Consider the following 17,955-nt stretch of genomic DNA (forward strand, 5'->3'; position numbering starts at 1 on the left):
GGAAACCGCTCCCGGCCCGCCTCAGCGCACAGGCTGGGCGGTCTGCTGCAGCGGCTCGACCTCCAGCACGCGGCGCGTTGGCCTGCGCCGACGCATGGCGACGAAGAGCACCGCGAGCGCGAGGACCTCGCAGGCGGCACCGACGAATCCGAGCCAGGCGGTGTCGCCGAGGCGCAGGGTCTGCTGGCCCAGCGCCGCGCCGGCCGCGATACCCAGATAGAGCGCCGAGGCATTGAGCGAGAGCGCCACGACGGCTGTGTCGGGCGCCATCGCGGCGAGCCTGGACATCTGCGAGGGGTGGCCTGCCCAGCCCGCTCCGCTCCAGACCAGCATCACCACGGGTATGACGAAGATCGCCGTCGCCGGCGGCAATGTGACCGCCACGAGCGAGGCGGCAATCAGCGAAAGTGCCAGCACGGTCAGCACCACCACCAGCGTCCGCTCCGGGCCGAATCGGTCGCTGGCGATGCCGCCGATCTGGTTGCCGAGCGCCGAGCCGATGCCGGAGACGATCAGCGCCGCACCGAGCCAGGGACCGGTGATGCCGGCATGGGCGGCGAGGAAGGGCGCGATATAGGTGTAGAGCGTGAAGGCGCCGGTGGTCCACAGCATGGTCGTGGCGAGCGCCAGCAGGATATCGCCGCGCCGCGCGACGGCGAGCCGCTCGCGCAGGGAGTTGGTGCCGCGCGGCAGGCCCGATGGCAGCTTCACCAGGAGGCCGGCGAGCGCCAGCGCACTGAACAGGGCGACCAGCAGGAAGGCGAGATGCCAGCCGCCGAAGCCGACGATGGCTGTTCCGAAGGGCACGCCGAGAATCAGCGCTACCGTCATGCCGCCGGTGACGAGCGCGATGGCGCGGCCGCGCCGCTCGGGCGGCACCAGCGCAACCGCAACCGCATTGGCGGCGGGCATGTAGACACCGGCCGCCAGCGCCATGACGACGCGCGCCACCATGACCGAGGTGAAGTCGGTTGCCAGCGCCGCGCCGAGATTGGCAAGGCCGAAGACCGTCATCGCGCCGGCCAGCACGAGCTTGCGGTCGACGGTGCCGAACACGGTCGAGAGCACCGGCGAGCCGACCGCATAGGCCAGCGCGAAGATCGTGATCAGCCAGCCCGCGGTGTCGACCGAAACGCGCAGGCCCGTCGAGAGATCGGGCAGGATGCCGGTGATGATCAGTGTGCCCGTGCCAATGGCGAAGGCGCCGCCGGCAAGCCAGAGGAGACGTGTATCCATGGCAGCGCCCTCGCTTGAGCAGAGGCGCGAGATGTCGCCGCGCCTCGGGAATTTCAACGAACGTTGAATTTAGGTCGGTGTCGCCTCGCGTCAAGGCTAATTTCAACGAATGTTGAATATTGTCAGGAGCGCGTCGATCTCCTATCTGGGATGGATGAAGCCGGTCTTTCACCCCGATATGGACACCGTCGAGCCGGCAGCGGTCTTCGCCGCGCTGGCCGATCCGATCCGGCTCGGCATCGTCGTGGCGCTCGCCGACGGCACGGAAGTCGAGGCGCGCTGCGGCAGCTTCAACGGCCTCGCCTCGCCCTCGCTGCTGACTTACCACTTCACCAAGCTGCGCGAGGCCGGCGTGACCCGTGTGCGGGTGGAGGGAACATCGCGCCTCATCAGCCTACGCCGCGAGGAGTTCGACCTGCGCTTCCCCGGCCTGCTCGACAGCGTCATCGGGGCGGCGCGGCGCGACGCCAACCTGCCGCGAATCCCCTGCGTGCAAGCTGTCGAAGATGGGCTGCCGGCCTGACGCCGGCTTTCTCAGATTCGTTCAGGCTTCGTTGGGGCAAGGCCTGTATAAGCTCGGGCCATGCCGCTTCGCCGATACCCGCGCCAGTCGCGCCAACTCCTGGCCTATGTTTTCTCCGGCGGCATCACCGCCGTGGCGCATTACGGTGTGCTGGTCGGGCTGGTCGAGCTCGCCCATGTCGATCCGGTGCCGGCGACGCTGGCGGGTTTCGTCGTCGGTGCGGTCGTGTCCTACATCCTCAACCGCTGGCTGACTTTCGACGCGAGCCACAGCCACGCGCAGGCGACCTGGCGCTTCGCCCTGATCGCCGCCGGCGGCTTTGCGCTGACCGGCGTGCTGATGCATCTGTTCGTGGCGCGGGCGGGCCTGCCCTATCTGCCAATGCAGTTCGTCACGACGGGAATCGTGATGGTGTTCTCGTTCCTCGGGCACAAGTTCTTCAGCTTCGCCGATCGGGCCGCGTGACTGATCAACCTCGTTGCGTTCAGCGTGCGTACCAGTCCTGAGGGTCGATGCCTTTGCGGGTCATGCCGGGCGGCACGGCGACGATGATCGGCTTGTGGGATTTGCAGGATACGTCGCCGCCGCAGACGACGTATTCGGAGTAGTAGGCACGCCGGCCCGGTGCATCCTTGGTCTGGGCGAAGACAAGGTACTCGCCGGGCGGCAGCGACAGCATGTAGCGCGTGCCGCCGCGCTGGCGTGTCTTGCGCGAGGAGCAGGTCAACTGCTTCGAGCCGATCTCTTCGCCGCAGACCTGCATGTCGGGCGGGATGTAGTCGCTTGGATAGGAGAGTTCGCCTTCGACGGTGCCGTTGGATCCTGCGGGTTGGGGCATCGTCTGAGTTGCGGCAGGCGAGAGGGTAAGCGTCGAAGCACCGCTCGTCGCGGCCCTGGGTGGAGGGGCCTGCGGCACGGAGGCTCGGGCGAGTTTTCCGGCCAGCGCTGCGCGCAGCAACTCCTGCATCGGCGCGTCAGGACGACCGAAGAAGCGTTCACGGGTTGGGTTGGCCGTTTTTTGAAGGGCCCACACCGCTTGGCCGGAACGATCGATCAGGACGACGAGTTTGTTGTCGGCACAGTCATGCGGCTGGCAGAGTTCCGCGACCGTCCATTCCCTACCGCTTGCATCGCGTTGGACTTCGGGTGCGGAAGCAACGCCGTCGAGGCCCGGAATCCAGGAATCCCAGCGTTCAAAGCGCTCGCCCTTGAGAATCTGGGTCCAGGCCGCCTTGATCCACGATGTCTTGAGCAGACCCTGCGCGTGCTCCTGGGCCGACGCGTTGGTCAATGTCAGCGTCGAAAACGCGATCGCGATTGCAGCTGAGCGCCATGCCTGCATCACCCGAATTCCCGTCCGCGTTTATCTATCCCAGCTTAGTATCGGCTACAGGTCCGGCGGTTCAAGCGGTGATCGGGATCGGCGGGTCTTGCGATTCAGTGAGTACACGCCGCCCGTATCATGAGATGTCGCCCAGGATTTTGCGTCCCGCAGCCAGATCGGCCAGCAGCGCGACGTGCACGTCGAGCGCGTCGATGACCGGATAGCCGGGGCTCTGCCCTTCGAAGGCCAGGTTGAGGTCGGTGCCGGCGAGGACGACGGCGTCGGCTCCCGTGGCGATCATGCGCCGTCCGGCATCGAGAAAGCGCTCCCGTTGCTCGGTTGAGCAGGTGCCGGCGACGGCGACGTCCTGGTAGGCCTGACCGAGGATCTCGATCTCGTCGTCGAGCGCGATTGCTTCCGTGCGCGCGAGTTGGCCGTAAAGGCGCGTACGCATCACCACCCGCGTTCCCAGCAGTCCGATCCGCTTGATGCCCTGCGCGACGAAATAGGCATCAAGCGGGGCGACGGCGGAGACGATCGGCAAGGGCGACAGCGCCACCAGCTCATCCAGGCAGAAATGCGCCCCAAGCGAAGACAGGGCGATGCAGTCGCAGGCGGCGTCGTTCAAACGCTGGACGAGGGGCAGGAAGGCCTGCGCCTGCTGCTCCCTGCGGTCGGCCAGATTGTTGCGGATCAGCTCCTGAATCTCGCCATGAACGATCGTCAGCTCCAGCCGTGCCACGCCACGCGCTGCCGCCGCAGCCGTCAGGCGCTGATAGTAGACGATCGTTGCCGCAACGCCGATGCCGCCGATCAGGCCGATATGCATGGGAGATGTCCTTACAGGGGCGCCGACGACGGGCTGGGCTCTGCCGGCTTCGTTCCCGCGAACGTCATCCGGTGCGGGTTGTGGCCGAAATTGCGCTGACGCTGCACGTCTTCATAGCCGGCGGCGTGGATCATCCCGGCGATGTCGGCCTCGGCATAGGTCGAGAGGCCGTATTGCGCCCGGAGCTTGCGGTACTCCGAGAAGACGGTGCGGACGAGGCCGGCGAGCGCAGCGATCAGGAAACCGCCACGCCAGGCGAAGGCCAGAAGCTGCGAGGCGTCCGTCAGGGGGCTGACATCGGGCGGGATCACATCGGCGACGACGAGCTTGCCGCCGGGCTTGAGCTTGCCGCGCCAGAGCACCAGCAGGGCTTCGAGCTCGCTTCTGGAGAGATACTGGATCAACGAATTGGCAACGACGAGATCGAAGGTCGCCTCGGGCAGCGCCTCGACTTCCTCGGGCGAGACGACCGAGACATTGGCCTTGCCGCCGAGCATGGCGCGCAGCTTCTCGCGCACGCTGGGCGCGGCCTCGCAGAGATAGAGTCGGCCACAGGCGGAAGCGACGCGGGCGGCATCGAGGGCCTCGCCGCAGCCATGGTCGAGAACGACGGCATCACGCGTTGGGATATGGCCGATCAGGTCGGTGGCGATCTGGCGGTAATGCAGGGCCTTGTGGCGCGGCGAGACATAGATTGCGTGCTCGCCGTTCCAGAAATCGCGCCAGGACATCGTCTCGCCGTTCCCCAGGGATCGCGCCCAAGCCTGCGGCGCAGCGGCGAGCACTATGACGAGGGTTAGCTCCTTAGCAAGCCGTGCCGCGGCTCAGAGCGGCGAGACGACCCGTTCGTCATGGCTGTGGATGAAGGTGAGCGCGGCGCCTCGGAACATGGTCCAGGCCGGGACCGCATCGTCGGGAGATTTCGGCTGTGGGAGAGGCTTTGCCTCTTCGGCATCGAGTTGGTCGGCGGTGAGAACGCTGTCGGGATCGATCCTCGCCGAGCGGCACAAAGCGCGGGCAATTCGGGTAATTCTCTCGTCTTCCATGGCAGGCTCCGGCAAAGTCCAGCGCTTAAACGCCGATCCCGCCCGCCGGTTCCGAGCGACGCGATTTTTCCTGATCACATCCGATCGCTGTTTCGCCGCCACTGGCATGCAGCCCATCCCCCGATCTCCTGCGTCATGGACTGATCTCACTTGGCATCCGGGTCCTGTGCGAAGCGGATGCCGATCTCGCCGTTGCGGACCCAGACGATCGTCGCGACCGCCGAGAAATCCATGGCGTCGTCGCAGAGATGCAACTGCATCGGCAGGGGGCGATCGTTTTCCGGCTTCAGCCTGGCGCCGGTCGCCGACAGGTCAAGGATGCGGCACTCGACCAGGAAGCGCCGCGAGCGGTCGAACAGCTTCGCCATCCGCAGATGCGACCGCCACCGTTTCGAGGCTCGCTTATCCATCCCGCCGTCCATCTCGCCCTAAGCTTTCCGAGGGGCACGCTAAGGGCCGAGGATGGAGCGAGGCTGGCGTTGCAGGGAGGGCATTCCGGCAGCGGTTCCCAGCGTGGAGCGAGATGCTCTAAGGTCAGCTCGAATCCAGAGGGCTGCGATGTTCCTGCTACCGCGTTTGCTGAAGAACTTCGTCAGGCTGGGGCGCCTGACAGTCATCACGCCCGACAACAAGCGCCATGTCTTCGGGCCGGGGCCGGGCGAGTTGCTGTTCGCCGGTGTCGTCAAGACCGCGCCGGCGGTGACGGTACGCTTCCATGACGACCGTATCGAGCGCGAGCTTTTCCTCAATCCCGAGCTGGCGCTGGCCGAAGGCTATATGGATGGCCGGATCGATTTCGAGGAAGGCTCGATCCACGATCTGCTGACGCTGTTCTGGCTGCAACGCAAGGAGTTGCGCAAGCATCCGATCCAGAAGGTCATCCGCAATGTCCGCTTCCGGATCAGGCGCTTCCGGATGCACAATCCGCTCGGCGTCGCGGGCAAGAAGGTCAAGCACCACTACGACATCCCGACCGAGTTCTACAGGCTCTGGCTCGACGAGACGATGACCTATTCCTGCGCTTACTGGCATTCTCCGGATGTCGGATTGGAGAACGCGCAGCAGGCCAAGCTCCGGCATATCGCCGCCAAGCTGAATATCGAGCCGGGGATGACCGTGCTCGATATAGGTTCGGGCTGGGGGCAGCTCGCGATCTATCTCGCCAAGGCCTGCGGCGCGAAGGTGACCGGCTTGAACGTTTCGCCCGACCAGATGGCGGCGGCGCAAAAGCGCGCCGATGCCGCTGGCGTCGGCGATGCCGTCACCTTCATCAACAAGGATTATCGCGAGCTCGGGGGCCGCTTCGACCGGGTCGTCTCGGTCGGCATGATGGAGCATGTCGGCGTCGCGCATTACCTCGAATATTTCGAAAAGATCCGCGACCTGCTCACGCCCGACGGCATTGCGCTGGTGCATTGCATCGGCCGTGTCGGCCCGCCGGGCTTCACTGGCCCGTTCTTCGACAAGTACATCTTCCCCGGCGGCTATGCCCCAGCGTTGTCGGAGGTGTTCGCGGCGGTCGAGCAGACCGGGCTGTGGTCGTCCGATTGCGAGTTCTGGCGCCGGCACTATCACTGGACGCTGGAAGCCTGGCGCGAGCGCTTCATGGCGCACCGCCCTGAGGTCGTCGCGATGATGGGCGAGCGCTTCGCGCGGATGTGGGAGTTCTATCTCGGCGCCTGCTCGGTCTCCTTCGACATCGGCGGCGACATGGTGTTCCAGCTCCTGCTCGGCCCGCACAAGAGCGCCGTTCCGGTGATCCGCGACTACATAACCGATGTCGAGAAAGCACTGGAAGTGCGCGGCTTCTGACCGTTCAGATGGTGAAATCCAGCGCCAGCATCGTCTCGTCATGGAAGACGCCATCTATGCACAGTGCCTTGGGCTGGATGCCGTAGCTGCGGAAGCCGAGCCCTTCGTAGAGGCGCTGCGCCGGATGGTTGTCGACGCCGACATCGGCGTGAAGCATCCGCACATGTTCGCGCGCATGGGCGATGACGGCCGCGACCAGCGCGGTCGCGATGCCGCTCCCGCGCCCGGCCGGCGCGACATAGACGCCCCAGAGCAGGCCGATATGGCGCTTTTTCTCGCCGCCATAGGCCAGGAAGCCTGCCATCCCGATGAGGGCATCCTCCTGGAAGGCGCCGTAGATGCGGCTCGGTGGCTGCGGTGTGATCCGCGCCGCGAACCAGGCGAGCAGCTGTGCCGCCTCCTCGTCATGGCTCGCGCCGAAGGCTTCCGGCGTCTCGGCAAGTGCGCTCAGGCGCAAGCTCCGATAGGCCGGCGCATCCTCTGCCGTGAGTAGCCGGATCGTCGCGGTGGTCAGCTCAGTCATGCGCGGCGATCTCCCCGGCGAGCGCTGCGAGCTTCGTCACCGTGTTCCAGTTCCGCGCCGTGCCCTTCACGCCGAGACGGCGCTCGATCAGGGCGTTGGTGAGCTTCGAGCGGCCTACGCCTTCGGCGTAGTAGACGAACAGGTCGCGACCACACAGCGCGATCGTCTCAGGGCCGTCGTAACCCGAGGTGAGGCGTTCGAGCGCTCCGACTTCTGGCGTCGAGGCCAGGGCGATGTATTGGAGGAACTTCGGATCCTGTCCGGCCGAGAGCGGTAGCGGATTCTCGGCGATAGCCTCGGCGAGCGCGCTCCGGCTGCGGGCGATCACGTCGGGTGCATAAGGGAATTCCTTCGCCAGGGCAGCCTTCAGCCGGGCGGCAGCCTCGCCGGTGTCGCCATCATGGCTGGCGACGAGGTTTCCGCTTTGCAGCAGCGTCGTCGGGTGGCGGAAGCCCAGCGCCGCGGCGATGCCGCGCAGGGCCTCCATCCTGATCGTCGTGGCGCCGCCGACATTGACGGCGCGCAGGAGGAAAATCGTCACGGGCATGGCGGCGACTATCGCAGTCGCGTCCCGTGGAAGGAAGCCCGCGCCTCAGCGCTTCAGGTTGACGAGCACGACGCCGCCCAGCGCCATGGCGCCTCAGCCTGCTATTCGGCTGCGGACGCTGCCGCCATGTCGGCCCAGACCGCCTCGAACATATGGCCCTCGGTGTCCTCGAAGGCGCGAGTGTAGAGCCAGCCCATATCGTTGGGCGCCCGCGGGTCGGCCTTGCCGCCCGCGACGGCGGCGGTCTCCACGATGGCATCGACTTCGGCGCGGCTGTCGAAGGTCAGGGCCAGCAGGACCTCTGTTGTCGCATGGGCATCAGAGATCGGCTTGGGCGTGAAGGTCGCGAAATAGTCATGGGCGAGCAGCTGGAAGGTGATCGCGTCGGACCAGACCATACTCGAGGCCTGATGGTCGCTGAACTGTTCGTTCTTCTGGCAGCCGATCGCCTCGTAGAAGCCCGTGGCCGCGACGATGTCCTTCACGGGGAGGTTCACGAAGATCGTCTTGGTCATGGCAATTGGTCTTTCTCTTTGTGCTTCAAGGTTTTGCGGGGTGAACAGGTTTCCGATCAGAGAAATTCCTGCTGGATCGTGTCGTTCGGATGGATGCAGACGAGCTCGAGCCGGCCGTCTCCGACATTGCAGAAGCGGTGCGGAAACCCAGCGGAAGCGACGACGATGTCGCCGGGAAAGGCGCGGGTCTTGTCGTCGCCGACGGTGAACTCGGCCTCGCCTTTCCTGACGATCCAGGTCTCGGGATAGGGGTGGACATGCAGGCCTACCCCGCCGCCGGGCTCGGCATCGACGAGGAAGAACGAAGCGTTGCTGCCGAACTGCCGGCCCTCGAAGCGGACTGTCCGGCTCTGGCCGGGCTGCGGTTCCTGATGACGGATGATTGCGAACATGGCTGCCTCCTGATTGGTGCGGCTGAGGTATCTTGACGAGAAGATATCTACACGGCAGGTATCTTCCCGTCAAGACATTTCTCTTCCTGTCGAGATATTTTTGCCGGCGGCATTCGGGCGGTGTATGTTTCGCCTGTGGAATCAACAGCCAAGGCGGGCCATGACGGGCGGAACTGACGGCAAGGGGGCGCGCATCGACGACCATGTCGATCGGCTGCGGCGGCAATGGGCGCGGGAATTGCCCGACCTCGACACCGAACCGATGGCGGTGCTGGGCCGGGCCTTTCGCCTGTCGAACCTGGTTCGCCCTAGCATCGAGGCGACCTTCGCGGGCTTCGATCTCGACCGTGGCGAGTTCGACGTGATCGCGACCCTGCGCCGCTCCGGGCCGCCCTACCGGCTGACGCCGACGGAGCTGTATTCCTCGCTGATGATCTCCTCAGGCGGCCTGACCCACAGGCTCGACCGGCTGGAAAAGGCCGGGCTGATCCGGCGCGAGAAATCGCCGCATGACGGCCGCAGCGTCCAGGTCGCGCTGACCGAAACCGGAGCCCTGCGTGTCGAGGAGGCTTTTCGCATGGATATGGCGAACGAAGCCGTCTTCCTGCAGCCGCTCGATGCGGAGGAGCGCGAGGCGCTCGCCGATCTGCTACGAAAGCTGATCATCGGCATCGAGGCCGGATCGAAGGGGAGCGGCCGGCCGAACCCCGATCGAGACTAGGCCGGGGACGCGGCCAGCGTATGCGCCTTCTCGCTCAGCGCTTCAGGTTGACGATCACGACGCCGCCCAGCGCCATGGCGCCGCCGATGATGCCGAACAGGGTCGGGATTTCGCCGAGCCAGAGGAAGCCCATCAGCGTCGCCATCGGCGGCACGCAGTACTGGAAGTTGGCGGCGCGGCCGGCCGGCAGGCGCGACAGCGTGATCGCCCAGGTGCCATAGGCGATCAGGCTCGGCACCACGGCGAGATAGACCACGGACCAGAACGAGACGCTTGGAGCGATTTGCGCCTGCGCTATCGCGGCCGGCAGGAAGGGCAGCAGGACGAAGCCGCCGATCGCCTGGTTCCAGGCCGCCACCGAGAGCGGCTTGTAGCGGGCGAAGAGCGGCTTCTGCACCACCGTGGTGATGGCGTTGCAGAAGGCCGCGCCCAGGATCAGCAGGACGGACAGCCCGATCTCGACATCGAGACCCTTGCCGAGCGCGATCAGCCCGATGCCGGCGAAGGACAGCGCGGTGCCGAGCCAGGCCGTCAGGCTGAAGCGCTCGCCCAGCAGCATCATGGCGAGCACGGCGGTCATGATCGGGTTGGTGTTGATGATGAAGCTGGCGGGTCCCGCCGGCACGATGCGCTGGCCGAAATTCAGCAGCACGGCGTAAGCCGCGATGAAGACGACGCCGCCGACGAGGAAGCGCCAGATATCGGCGCGCTCCGGCAGCTTTGCGCGCGTGGCGAGGAGGAAGAGCGCGGCGGCGCCCCCGGCCATGGCGAAGCGCAGCGAGGCCATTTCGGCGGGGCCGAAGCCGGCGAGCCCCGCCCGGATCGCCGGGAAGGACGAGGCCCAGGCGGTGACCGTGAAGGTGATCGTAAAAAGGAGTGTGCCGTCGAGCCGGGCGGCTGGTGCGGGCGCGGGGCAGGTGGTGGCGGTCGACATGGCGGGGCTCCGTCGAAGCTTGCGACCACGCCCATAGATACCCCGTCGAGCTGATTGACAAACGACCAATTCGAGCATGAGCTGTGAGCGTGGATCACAGCTCAACCTTGCCGCCCTTGGAGTCGCTGCGGGCTTTCGAGGCTGCTGCTCGTACCGGCAGCTTCTCGGCGGCCGCCGCCTCGCTGAACCTGACCCATGGCGCGGTCAGCCGGCAGGTGGCGCGGCTGGAGCATTGGCTGGGCCTGCGCGTCTTCCAGCGCCAGGCGCGCGGCGTCGCGCTGACCTCGGAGGGGCAGCACCTGCTGCAGCGCACGCAGGAAGCCTTCGCGCTGATTGCCGACACCTCGGACCGTTGGCGCGAGCAGCGCGGCGCGGCGGTGGTGCGCGTCAGCGCGCCGCCCTCGGTTTGTTCGCTGTGGCTGATGCCGCGGTTGGCGACACTGGAAGGGCAGGAACCGGCGCTGCGCCTGGCGCTGCAGGCTGAGCACCGCAGGGTCGATTTCGAGGAAGAGGGCGTCGATCTCGGCATTCGCTGTGGCCGGGGCGGTGCACCGGGCCGGATCTCGCTGAAGCTGTTCGAGGAGTGGTGTTTTCCGATCGCCTCACTGAGGCTGGCTGCTGCGATCGGGGAGGGGGAGCCGCAGCGCCTGCTGGCGCATCCGCTCATCCATGATTCCGATGCCGCCGGCTGGCGCGCCTGGTTTGCGGCGCAGGGACTCGACTACCGCCCGCGCCCGCAGGATCGCCGCTTCGACGATTACAACATCGTGCTGGATGCGGCTGCCCACGGGCTTGGTATCGCGCTCGCCCGGCCGCCTCTGGCGCAGGAGCAGATCGAAAGCGGCCGGCTGGTGCAGGTGGACCAGCGCACCGCGCTCAACCCGGTGGCCTATTGGCTGGATCGGCCGCTCGGCGCCCCGCGCACGGCGGCGGCGACCCTGGCAAGGCGGATCACGACGGAAGCCGGCACAACGGCCGAGGCGCTCGCGGCCTTCCTCGATCCGCAGGCGCCGGCAAGCTGAGGATCAGCTCAGGCTGTGGCGTGGGCGGGCGATCTCGCCGCGCTGGCTGGCGCGCGCCATCTCGAAGCTGTCGGCGATGCGTCTGGCCCGGACGATGAAGGCCTCGGCGATGTCGGGCGCACCGCAGACCTCCGCGGCGGTCTCCTCGAACAGGGCGAGCCAGCGGTCGAAGTGGTGCGCTTCCAGCGGCAGGATCAGATGCGGGCGCATCGGCCGGCCCTGATAGCGCCCGGTGCGCAGCATCACCGAACTCCAGAAATCGGTGATGTTGGCGATGTGCTCGTCCCAGTCATGCACCGCACCCATGAAGATCGGCCCGATCAGCGCATCCTCGCGCGCCCGCTCGTAGAAGCGCCGCACCAGCGCCGCGATCATCGCATCCGTGATCGCGGGGTGGGCGGCACCGGGCTGGGTCAGCGGATTGTCGGTCATGGGCAATGGGCTCGTGGTGGATCATTGGAAGGAGTGCTTATCCAGTTCGGCCAACCCGTTCCTTGATCTGTATCGCCGCGGCATCCAGCGAAACTCCGGTGAAGGAGGCCGTCATTGCGAGCGAAGCGAAGCAATCCAGTGGGGGCATAGAGCACTGCCGCTCCTGGATTGCTTCGTCGCGAAGCTCTTCGCAATGACGAAAAGCGGTCGGCATTCAAGGCGTAGTCTTGTTTTCTCAAGTGACGTGGCTAACTCCGCAGGCCCGGCGCTTCCTGGCCCGTGCGCGCGACATACTCAGTATAGCCGCCGCCAAAGGCGTGGACGCCCTCGGGCGTCAGTTCCAGCGTGCGGTTCGACAGGGCCGCCAGGAAATGACGGTCGTGGCTGACGAAGAGCATCGTGCCCTCATATTGCGCGAGCGCATTGATCAGCATCTCCTTTGTGGCGATGTCGAGATGGTTGGTCGGCTCGTCCAGCACAAGGAAATTCGGCGGATCGTAGAGCATCGTCGCCATCACGAGGCGGGCCTTCTCGCCGCCCGAGAGCACACGGCAGCGCTTTTCGACATCGTCGCCGGAGAAGCCGAAGCAGCCGGCGAGCGCGCGCAGCGAGCCCTGTCCGGCTTGTGGGAAGCGGTCCTCCAGCGACTGGAAGATCGTGCGGTCGCCCTCCAGCACTTCCATGGCGTGCTGGGCGAAATAGCCCATCTTGATGCTGCCGCCGAGGGCGACCGTGCCGTCATCGGGCGCGGTCGATCCGGTCACCAGCTTCAGCAGCGTCGACTTGCCGGCACCGTTGATGCCCATCACGCACCAGCGTTCCTTACGGCGGACCTGGAAGTCCAGCCCCTCATAGATCGAGCGGCTGCCATAGCGCTTGTGCACGCCCTTGAGCGTGACGACATCCTCGCCGGAGCGCGGCGCCGGCTGGAACTCGAAGGAGACGGTCTGGCGGCGCTTGGGCGGCTCGACCTTCTCGATCTTGTCGAGCTTCTTGACGCGGCTCTGGACCTGCGCCGCATGCGAGGCGCGCGCCTTGAAGCGCTCGATGAAGGCGATCTCCTTGGCGAGCATCGCCTGCTGGCGCTCGAACTGCGCCTGCTGCTGCTTTTCCGATAGCGCGCGCTGCTGCTGGTAAAACTCGTAGTTGCCGGAATAGCTGGTCAGCGCGCCGCCATCGATCTCGATGATCTTGCCGACGATGCGGTTCATGAACTCGCGGTCATGCGAGGTCATCAGCAACGCGCCTTCATAACCCTTCAGGAACGATTCCAGCCAGATCAGGCTCTCGAGGTCGAGATGGTTCGAGGGCTCGTCGAGCAGCATGGCGTCGGGTCGCATCAATAGGATGCGGGCGAGCGCGACGCGCATCTTCCAGCCGCCCGACAGCGCGCCGACATCGCCGTCCATCATCTCCTGACTGAAGCCGAGGCCGGCGAGAACCTCGCGGGCGCGCCCGTCGAGCGCATAGCCGTCCAGCTCCTCGAAGCGACCCTGGACCTCGCCATAGCGGGCGATGATCTCGTCCATGTCGTCGGCGCGATCGGGGTCGCCCATCGCGGCTTCCAACTCGCGCAGTTCGGCAGCGACGGCGCTCACCGGGCCGGCACCGTCCATCACGGCCGAGGCTGCGCTCATGCCCTTCATGTCGCCGACATCCTGGCTGAAATAGCCGATGGTGACGCCGCGATCGACCTGGACCTGGCCCTCGTCGGGCTGCTCCTCGCCGGTGATCATGCGGAACAGCGTGGTCTTGCCGGCGCCGTTGGGGCCGACGAGGCCGACCTTCTCGCCCTTGAGAAGCGAGGCCGAGGCCTCGATGAAGACGATCTGCTGGCCGTTCTGCTTGCCGATATTTTCGAGACGGATCATGGTTCTGCGTGGGCTTCCTGCGTGATGCTGCGCTGCAATAGGGCAGGAATGCCCGGCGTGGAAGGGCCGGCGGCATTGGCTGCGGCAGCGGGCCGCGGCTGGTCATGCGCCGCATCCAGCGCCGCCGTGATCTCGCGGGCATGGGCGAAGAAGCGCTCGCGCACCGCCCGTGCATGGGGATTGGCGCGCTCGATGGCGTGGAAGACGGATGGTGCGTCGTGCCGGACCATCTCGGTTGCCTGCATCAGCAATTCGAAGCTGCGGGTCGTCATCCGGCGCGGCAGGGGGCCCATGCCGATCAGGATCTTGGCGACGAGATGGGTCAGGCCCTGCACCATGGCCATGTCGCGGTCATGGGCGTCCGGCGTCGTCAGGATGACGTCGAGCTTCAACCTGCGCCGCAGGAAGGCAGCGATCCGCTCGGCGCTGCTGCTTCTGATCGGGCACAGCGCGAGCTTCAGCCCAGCAATGCCGTTGCGGGCGCTTTGCGGGCCGAACAAGGGATGGGTGCCGATGATCTCGACGTGATCGGGCAGACCGGCGAGGAGCTGTCGGGCGGGCTCGATCTTGACCGATCCGACATCGAGCACGATCGCCCCGGTTCGCAGATGCGGGCGCAGGGTCGCGATGGCGTCGGCCATGGCGTCGACCGGCACGGCCAGGATGACGATGTCGCAGGCCGCAACCTCGGCGATGCCGCCCGGCACGAGGCCGCGGCCGGATGGGGCGGGCTCGGGTGGCCGAGCCGGATCGAACACGACCAGCGGCAGATGCGGCTGGAGATGGCGCGCCATCAGCCGGCCGAAGGCGCCGAAGCCGAGCAGGCCAATGGAGGAGAAGGATTTTCGTTTGGTCGACATCGTCCTGGTCCCTGAGAGGGCCGCGATGCCGGGTGACTGCCAAATTTCAACCGCCAGCGCGGCGGTTGAGCATGAGAATGCGACCCGCCTTATGAGGACGGGGCGTAATAGTTCCGGGCGAGGCAGATCGCTTGGCTCATGGCCTGCTTGAAGCGCAGGTGACGGGCGCCGTCAACGCCAGCGAGCAGCCTTGATCCTCTGGCGCAAAGGCTCGGTCATTCCGGACAAGCCGCGAAGCGGCGCCGATCCGGAATCCATCGGAGGTCTCAGGAGCCTTACGATGGATCCCGGGGCAAGCCCGGGATGAGGTCGAGGTTCGGAGCCGGGGCGTATGGCCTGCAAAGAACGCCGCCTCAGGCCGCCGTCTTCGCCTTTTCCTTGTCCATCATCTCGACGAAGCGCTTGAAGAGATAGTGGCTGTCCTGCGGGCCGGGCGAGGCTTCGGGGTGGTGCTGGACGCTGAAGGCAGGGCGGTCGGTGAGTGCGATGCCGCTGTTCGAGCCGTCGAAGAGCGAGACATGGGTCTCGACCGCATGGGCCGGCAGCGAGGCCGGATCGACCGCGAAGCCGTGGTTCATCGAGACGATCTCGACCTTGCCGGTGGTCTTGTCCTGGACCGGATGGTTCGCGCCGTGATGGCCCTGCTTCATCTTCATGGTCTGGCCGCCGATGGCGAGCGCCATCATCTGGTGGCCGAGGCAGATGCCGAAGGTCGGGACCTTCCTGTCGAGCAACTCCTTGATGACCGGCACGGCGTATTCGCCGGTCGCGGCCGGGTCGCCCGGGCCGTTGGAGAGGAAGATTCCGTCCGGCTTCAGCGCCATGATGTCGTCGGCGCTGGCGGTCGATGGCACGACGGTGACGTCGCAACCCGCCTTGGCCAGCAGGCGCAGGATGTTGCGCTTCACGCCGTAGTCGATGGCGACGACCTTGTGGGCGACGCTTTCGCGCTTGCCGTAGCCGACCGGCCACTGCCAGGGCGTCTCGGCCCAGTCATAGCGCTGGGCCGAGGTGACCAGCGGCACGAGGTCGAGGCCGGCCATATCAGGCAGATCGGCCGCAAGCTTCTTCAGGCGCGCAACGTCGAAGACTCCGTCCGGCGCATGGGCGAGGATCGCGTTCGGCATGCCGTTGTCACGGATCAGCGCGGTCAGCGCGCGGGTGTCGATGCCGCAGATGCCGACGATGTTGCGCGCCTTCAGCCAGGCATCGAAATGCCGGTTGGCGCGCCAGTTCGATGGCTCGGTGATGGCGGCGTGGAGGACGACGCCGCGCACGCCCGACGATGCCGCGGCGTTGACGGTTTCGGTGTCCTCCTCGTTCACGCCGACATTGCCAACATGGGGGAAGGTGAAGGTGATGATCTGTCCGGCATAGGACGGGTCGGTCAGGATTTCCTGATAGCCGGTCATCGCCGTGTTGAAGCAGACCTCGCCCGGGGCCTCGCCGGTGGCCCCTAAGCCGAAGCCCTCCAGCACCGTGCCGTCGGCCAGCACGAGGAGCGCGGTCGCGCGCGGTTCGCTCCAGCCGGCTTCGGCGGGGTTTCCTTCGTGTGCGGTCATGTCTATGTCTCGGTCCAGGCCGCGAGAGCTGCGGCAATGCATGGGCGGCAGCGGTTTCGCTAGCCGTCGTCTGGAGCGCGAGCCTTAAAGACGCGCTTCCATGCCGTCAATCGATGCGGGCGCAAACCCGCGACACAAAAAGGGAATACCCACATGACCAGCCTGCGCGAGCGCTTCACGGCCGATCTCAAGGAGGCGATGAAGGCCGGCGAGAAGGGCAAGGTCTCGACGATCCGCCTGATCACCTCGGCGCTGAAGGACAAGGACATCGAGGCGCGCGGCCTCGGCAAGGGCGAGACCACGCCCGACGAATTGCTCGCCCTGCTGCAGAAAATGATCAAGCAGCGCCAGGAATCGATCGCGATCTACGAGGCCAATGGCCGCCCCGAACTCGCCGCCGGCGAAAAGGCTGAGGTCGAGGTGATCGCGGGCTACATGCCCAAGCAGATGTCCGACGACGAGGTGAAGGCTGCGATCGCTGCCGCCGTCACCGAGAGCGGTGCGGCCTCGGTCAAGGACATGGGCAAGGTCATCGCGATCCTGCGCGCGAACCACGCCGGCCAGATGGATTTCGGCAAGGCGAGCGGCATGGTGAAGGCGGCGCTCGGCGGATAACATGATCTGACGAGCAGAGGCGGGAGGCGGTCGTGTCGGACAGCGACGAGATTGGATTGAGCATTGCGCTATCGCCGATTCAACTCGCCGCCGTTCTCGACGGTACGACGCTGAGCCGGGAGGATAACGCGAATCCGCGCTTCTGGGCGAGCGTCCAGTTGCTCGGAGGCGCCCTTGAGCTCGTCGGGGCCGCCGCTTTGATACTGGTGCCCGAACCGACGATGGCGACGAAAGTCGGCGGCGGAGCGCTCGCCGTTCACGGCTCCGACACGATCTCGACGGCACTGCAACAGCTCTTCACGGGCCGTACCCAGACCACGATCACCGCCCGGACGGCGGAACTCGCGGCGCGTAGCCTCGGCGTCGATCCACGGCACGCAAGTACTGTCGGGGCAGTGGTCGATATGGCGATCCCCTTTGCGGCGGGCTTCGCCGGTGCAGCGCGCATCACGGCTGTCAGGCGCGGGTCGATCAGCCTCGCGGCCGAGGAGCGCGCCGGCGGCCACACCATCGAATGGCATGTGGAATTGACCGAAGCCCGGCTCAGGAGCCGGCTGGTGGAGCAGAAAAACCTGAAAGTGGCGTCCTCGTTCCGAAACCTGAATGAGGCCGAGCAGTTCATCTCCAAGGCGCTGCGGATGAAGCGGGACGAAATCCTTCACTGGTCGGCTTCGGCGACGCCGGGCATGCGGCGCGGCTTCGATTTCGCGGCGGGAGAAAATGTGGGTTACGGCGTTGTTCGCGCGACAGGAGAGATGGTCAATATGCAGACGATTCGAGTGGTGCTGGAGAAGACCTCGGTCGGCGACAAGGTCTATTTCATTTTGACCGCTTATCCGAAACTCTGACGTGACCGCGATGCGACGAGACTACCCGACATTGCGGAACCTCATCAGCGGCTGGTTCCATCAGGATTTCGACCTGGCCGGCGACAATCTCGAGGCCGTGATGGCCAATTACGGCCGCACCGCCTCGTTTGAAGAGCGCAAAGAACTGGGAGCCGAAATCCGGGCCTTACTCGAGACCGAAGACGCGACGATCGAGGAAACGCTGGATCGCTCGCTCGGGTTTGAACTGGATCCGGCGGGCTGGGGCCTGTCATCGCGCGGTTTCCTCGAATGCATTCTCGCCTGCTTGGGCTAAGGCGCCCCGTCCTTGTCGGGCTCGGATCCCACTGCTCGGCGGTTCGCT

23 protein-coding genes are annotated in these 17,955 nt (G+C 66.1%); 8 read left to right on the forward strand and 15 right to left on the reverse strand.

Annotation, left to right across the window (positions count from 1 at the left end):
- Positions 1-21: 21 nt before the first annotated feature.
- Positions 22-1,236, reverse strand: coding sequence for an MFS transporter (locus AC1DYU_RS08125; RefSeq protein WP_476791179.1), 1,215 nt, complete (start codon positions 1,234-1,236; stop codon positions 22-24).
- A gap of 109 nt (positions 1,237-1,345) precedes the next feature.
- Here AC1DYU_RS08125 and AC1DYU_RS08130 point away from each other — a divergent pair, with 109 nt between their 5' ends.
- Both AC1DYU_RS08130 and AC1DYU_RS08135 read left to right on the forward strand, forming a co-directional pair.
- A complete protein-coding gene (locus tag AC1DYU_RS08130) occupies positions 1,346-1,759 on the forward strand; it encodes an ArsR/SmtB family transcription factor (protein WP_476791180.1) in 414 nt (137 codons plus the stop codon).
- Between the two features lie 60 nt (positions 1,760-1,819).
- On the forward strand, positions 1,820-2,224 hold the full coding sequence (locus AC1DYU_RS08135; RefSeq protein ID WP_476791181.1) for a GtrA family protein: 405 nt from the start codon (positions 1,820-1,822) through the stop codon (positions 2,222-2,224).
- A gap of 19 nt (positions 2,225-2,243) precedes the next feature.
- On the opposite strand, the gene AC1DYU_RS08140 is transcribed toward AC1DYU_RS08135, so the two are convergent.
- The 5 genes from AC1DYU_RS08140 to AC1DYU_RS08160 form a co-directional block, all read right to left on the reverse strand.
- Positions 2,244-3,101 (reverse strand): Ivy family c-type lysozyme inhibitor, encoded by an 858-nt coding sequence (locus tag AC1DYU_RS08140; RefSeq protein ID WP_476791182.1) that lies wholly within the window; start codon positions 3,099-3,101, stop codon positions 2,244-2,246.
- Between the two features lie 118 nt (positions 3,102-3,219).
- Positions 3,220-3,912, reverse strand: a complete 693-nt coding sequence (locus AC1DYU_RS08145) for an aspartate/glutamate racemase family protein (RefSeq protein ID WP_476791183.1) — start codon at positions 3,910-3,912, stop codon at positions 3,220-3,222.
- Positions 3,913-3,923: 11 nt separating this feature from the next.
- On the reverse strand, positions 3,924-4,643 hold the full coding sequence (locus AC1DYU_RS08150) for a class I SAM-dependent methyltransferase (RefSeq protein WP_476791184.1): 720 nt from the start codon (positions 4,641-4,643) through the stop codon (positions 3,924-3,926).
- A 93-nt stretch (positions 4,644-4,736) separates the two neighbouring features.
- Entirely contained in the window at positions 4,737-5,075 is a 339-nt protein-coding gene (locus tag AC1DYU_RS08155; RefSeq protein WP_476791185.1) for a hypothetical protein, read from the reverse strand.
- Positions 5,076-5,104: 29 nt separating this feature from the next.
- On the reverse strand, positions 5,105-5,368 hold the full coding sequence (locus tag AC1DYU_RS08160; protein ID WP_476791186.1) for a PilZ domain-containing protein: 264 nt from the start codon (positions 5,366-5,368) through the stop codon (positions 5,105-5,107).
- A 148-nt stretch (positions 5,369-5,516) separates the two neighbouring features.
- Between AC1DYU_RS08160 and AC1DYU_RS08165 the strand changes: the two genes are divergently transcribed.
- Positions 5,517-6,770 carry a class I SAM-dependent methyltransferase gene (locus tag AC1DYU_RS08165; RefSeq protein WP_476791187.1) on the forward strand — a complete coding sequence of 418 codons (1,254 nt, stop codon included), beginning with the start codon at positions 5,517-5,519 and terminating at the stop codon, positions 6,768-6,770.
- 4 nt (positions 6,771-6,774) lie between these two features.
- On the opposite strand, the gene AC1DYU_RS08170 is transcribed toward AC1DYU_RS08165, so the two are convergent.
- The 4 genes from AC1DYU_RS08170 to AC1DYU_RS08185 form a co-directional block, all read right to left on the reverse strand.
- Entirely contained in the window at positions 6,775-7,293 is a 519-nt protein-coding gene (locus tag AC1DYU_RS08170) for an N-acetyltransferase family protein (protein WP_476791188.1), read from the reverse strand.
- Complete coding sequence (locus tag AC1DYU_RS08175) at positions 7,286-7,840, reverse strand: DUF1697 domain-containing protein (RefSeq protein WP_476791189.1); 555 nt, start codon at positions 7,838-7,840, stop codon at positions 7,286-7,288. Before AC1DYU_RS08175 ends, AC1DYU_RS08170 begins: the two co-directional genes overlap by 8 nt.
- Positions 7,841-7,941: 101 nt before the next feature.
- Positions 7,942-8,355 (reverse strand): VOC family protein, encoded by a 414-nt coding sequence (locus AC1DYU_RS08180; RefSeq protein ID WP_158484673.1) that lies wholly within the window; start codon positions 8,353-8,355, stop codon positions 7,942-7,944.
- A gap of 56 nt (positions 8,356-8,411) precedes the next feature.
- Complete coding sequence (locus AC1DYU_RS08185) at positions 8,412-8,747, reverse strand: cupin domain-containing protein (RefSeq protein ID WP_158484675.1); 336 nt, start codon at positions 8,745-8,747, stop codon at positions 8,412-8,414.
- 160 nt (positions 8,748-8,907) lie between these two features.
- Here AC1DYU_RS08185 and AC1DYU_RS08190 point away from each other — a divergent pair, with 160 nt between their 5' ends.
- Entirely contained in the window at positions 8,908-9,468 is a 561-nt protein-coding gene (locus tag AC1DYU_RS08190) for a MarR family winged helix-turn-helix transcriptional regulator (RefSeq protein ID WP_476791190.1), read from the forward strand.
- A gap of 34 nt (positions 9,469-9,502) precedes the next feature.
- Here the strand turns inward: AC1DYU_RS08190 and AC1DYU_RS08195 are convergent, their stop codons facing one another.
- Entirely contained in the window at positions 9,503-10,402 is a 900-nt protein-coding gene (locus AC1DYU_RS08195) for a DMT family transporter (RefSeq protein WP_476791191.1), read from the reverse strand.
- Positions 10,403-10,491: 89 nt separating this feature from the next.
- On the opposite strand from AC1DYU_RS08195, the gene AC1DYU_RS08200 reads away from it, so the two are divergent.
- Positions 10,492-11,424, forward strand: coding sequence for a LysR substrate-binding domain-containing protein (locus tag AC1DYU_RS08200; RefSeq protein ID WP_476791192.1), 933 nt, complete (start codon positions 10,492-10,494; stop codon positions 11,422-11,424).
- A gap of 3 nt (positions 11,425-11,427) precedes the next feature.
- On the opposite strand, the gene AC1DYU_RS08205 is transcribed toward AC1DYU_RS08200, so the two are convergent.
- The 4 genes from AC1DYU_RS08205 to carA form a co-directional block, all read right to left on the reverse strand.
- A complete protein-coding gene (locus tag AC1DYU_RS08205) occupies positions 11,428-11,856 on the reverse strand; it encodes a group III truncated hemoglobin (protein ID WP_476791193.1) in 429 nt (142 codons plus the stop codon).
- Positions 11,857-12,104: 248 nt separating this feature from the next.
- Entirely contained in the window at positions 12,105-13,727 is a 1,623-nt protein-coding gene (locus AC1DYU_RS08210; RefSeq protein WP_476791194.1) for an ABC-F family ATP-binding cassette domain-containing protein, read from the reverse strand.
- The gene (locus AC1DYU_RS08215) at positions 13,724-14,587 is read right to left on the reverse strand and encodes a prephenate dehydrogenase/arogenate dehydrogenase family protein (RefSeq protein WP_476791195.1); all 864 of its coding nucleotides are present in this window, start codon (positions 14,585-14,587) and stop codon (positions 13,724-13,726) included. The genes AC1DYU_RS08210 and AC1DYU_RS08215 overlap by 4 nt, the downstream gene beginning before the upstream one ends.
- A gap of 353 nt (positions 14,588-14,940) precedes the next feature.
- Positions 14,941-16,149, reverse strand: coding sequence for a glutamine-hydrolyzing carbamoyl-phosphate synthase small subunit (carA, locus tag AC1DYU_RS08220; RefSeq protein ID WP_476791196.1), 1,209 nt, complete (start codon positions 16,147-16,149; stop codon positions 14,941-14,943).
- Positions 16,150-16,302: 153 nt separating this feature from the next.
- Here carA and AC1DYU_RS08225 point away from each other — a divergent pair, with 153 nt between their 5' ends.
- From AC1DYU_RS08225 to AC1DYU_RS08235, 3 genes are read left to right on the forward strand one after another with little or no spacing between them, the layout of a single operon-like run.
- The gene (locus tag AC1DYU_RS08225) at positions 16,303-16,764 is read left to right on the forward strand and encodes a GatB/YqeY domain-containing protein (RefSeq protein WP_476791197.1); all 462 of its coding nucleotides are present in this window, start codon (positions 16,303-16,305) and stop codon (positions 16,762-16,764) included.
- Positions 16,765-16,796: 32 nt separating this feature from the next.
- Positions 16,797-17,612 carry an RNase A-like domain-containing protein gene (locus AC1DYU_RS08230; protein ID WP_476791198.1) on the forward strand — a complete coding sequence of 272 codons (816 nt, stop codon included), beginning with the start codon at positions 16,797-16,799 and terminating at the stop codon, positions 17,610-17,612.
- Positions 17,613-17,622: 10 nt separating this feature from the next.
- Positions 17,623-17,907, forward strand: coding sequence for a contact-dependent growth inhibition system immunity protein (locus AC1DYU_RS08235; protein ID WP_476791319.1), 285 nt, complete (start codon positions 17,623-17,625; stop codon positions 17,905-17,907).
- The last annotated feature ends 48 nt before the right edge of the window (positions 17,908-17,955 follow it).

Source organism: Allobosea sp. P2_B12, assembly GCF_056404835.1.

What these genes read in the sequence shown, in the direction of transcription:
- AC1DYU_RS08180 (WP_158484673.1), bottom strand. Translation starts at nt 8,355, where the DNA reads ATGACCAAGACGATCTTCGTGAACCTCCCCGTGAAGGACATCGTCGCG.
- AC1DYU_RS08160 (WP_476791186.1), bottom strand. Translation starts at nt 5,368, where the DNA reads ATGGATAAGCGAGCCTCGAAACGGTGGCGGTCGCATCTGCGGATGGCG.
- carA (WP_476791196.1), bottom strand. Translation starts at nt 16,149, where the DNA reads ATGACCGCACACGAAGGAAACCCCGCCGAAGCCGGCTGGAGCGAACCG.
- AC1DYU_RS08145 (WP_476791183.1), bottom strand. Translation starts at nt 3,912, where the DNA reads ATGCATATCGGCCTGATCGGCGGCATCGGCGTTGCGGCAACGATCGTC.
- AC1DYU_RS08125 (WP_476791179.1), bottom strand. Translation starts at nt 1,236, where the DNA reads ATGGATACACGTCTCCTCTGGCTTGCCGGCGGCGCCTTCGCCATTGGC.
- AC1DYU_RS08225 (WP_476791197.1), top strand. Translation starts at nt 16,303, where the DNA reads ATGACCAGCCTGCGCGAGCGCTTCACGGCCGATCTCAAGGAGGCGATG.
- AC1DYU_RS08130 (WP_476791180.1), top strand. Translation starts at nt 1,346, where the DNA reads ATGTTGAATATTGTCAGGAGCGCGTCGATCTCCTATCTGGGATGGATG.
- AC1DYU_RS08170 (WP_476791188.1), bottom strand. Translation starts at nt 7,293, where the DNA reads ATGACTGAGCTGACCACCGCGACGATCCGGCTACTCACGGCAGAGGAT.
- AC1DYU_RS08135 (WP_476791181.1), top strand. Translation starts at nt 1,820, where the DNA reads ATGCCGCTTCGCCGATACCCGCGCCAGTCGCGCCAACTCCTGGCCTAT.
- AC1DYU_RS08155 (WP_476791185.1), bottom strand. Translation starts at nt 5,075, where the DNA reads ATGGGCTGCATGCCAGTGGCGGCGAAACAGCGATCGGATGTGATCAGG.
- AC1DYU_RS08150 (WP_476791184.1), bottom strand. Translation starts at nt 4,643, where the DNA reads ATGTCCTGGCGCGATTTCTGGAACGGCGAGCACGCAATCTATGTCTCG.
- AC1DYU_RS08235 (WP_476791319.1), top strand. Translation starts at nt 17,623, where the DNA reads ATGCGACGAGACTACCCGACATTGCGGAACCTCATCAGCGGCTGGTTC.
- AC1DYU_RS08190 (WP_476791190.1), top strand. Translation starts at nt 8,908, where the DNA reads ATGACGGGCGGAACTGACGGCAAGGGGGCGCGCATCGACGACCATGTC.
- AC1DYU_RS08205 (WP_476791193.1), bottom strand. Translation starts at nt 11,856, where the DNA reads ATGACCGACAATCCGCTGACCCAGCCCGGTGCCGCCCACCCCGCGATC.
- AC1DYU_RS08195 (WP_476791191.1), bottom strand. Translation starts at nt 10,402, where the DNA reads ATGTCGACCGCCACCACCTGCCCCGCGCCCGCACCAGCCGCCCGGCTC.
- AC1DYU_RS08210 (WP_476791194.1), bottom strand. Translation starts at nt 13,727, where the DNA reads ATGATCCGTCTCGAAAATATCGGCAAGCAGAACGGCCAGCAGATCGTC.
- AC1DYU_RS08185 (WP_158484675.1), bottom strand. Translation starts at nt 8,747, where the DNA reads ATGTTCGCAATCATCCGTCATCAGGAACCGCAGCCCGGCCAGAGCCGG.
- AC1DYU_RS08140 (WP_476791182.1), bottom strand. Translation starts at nt 3,101, where the DNA reads ATGCAGGCATGGCGCTCAGCTGCAATCGCGATCGCGTTTTCGACGCTG.
- AC1DYU_RS08165 (WP_476791187.1), top strand. Translation starts at nt 5,517, where the DNA reads ATGTTCCTGCTACCGCGTTTGCTGAAGAACTTCGTCAGGCTGGGGCGC.
- AC1DYU_RS08175 (WP_476791189.1), bottom strand. Translation starts at nt 7,840, where the DNA reads ATGCCCGTGACGATTTTCCTCCTGCGCGCCGTCAATGTCGGCGGCGCC.
- AC1DYU_RS08215 (WP_476791195.1), bottom strand. Translation starts at nt 14,587, where the DNA reads ATGTCGACCAAACGAAAATCCTTCTCCTCCATTGGCCTGCTCGGCTTC.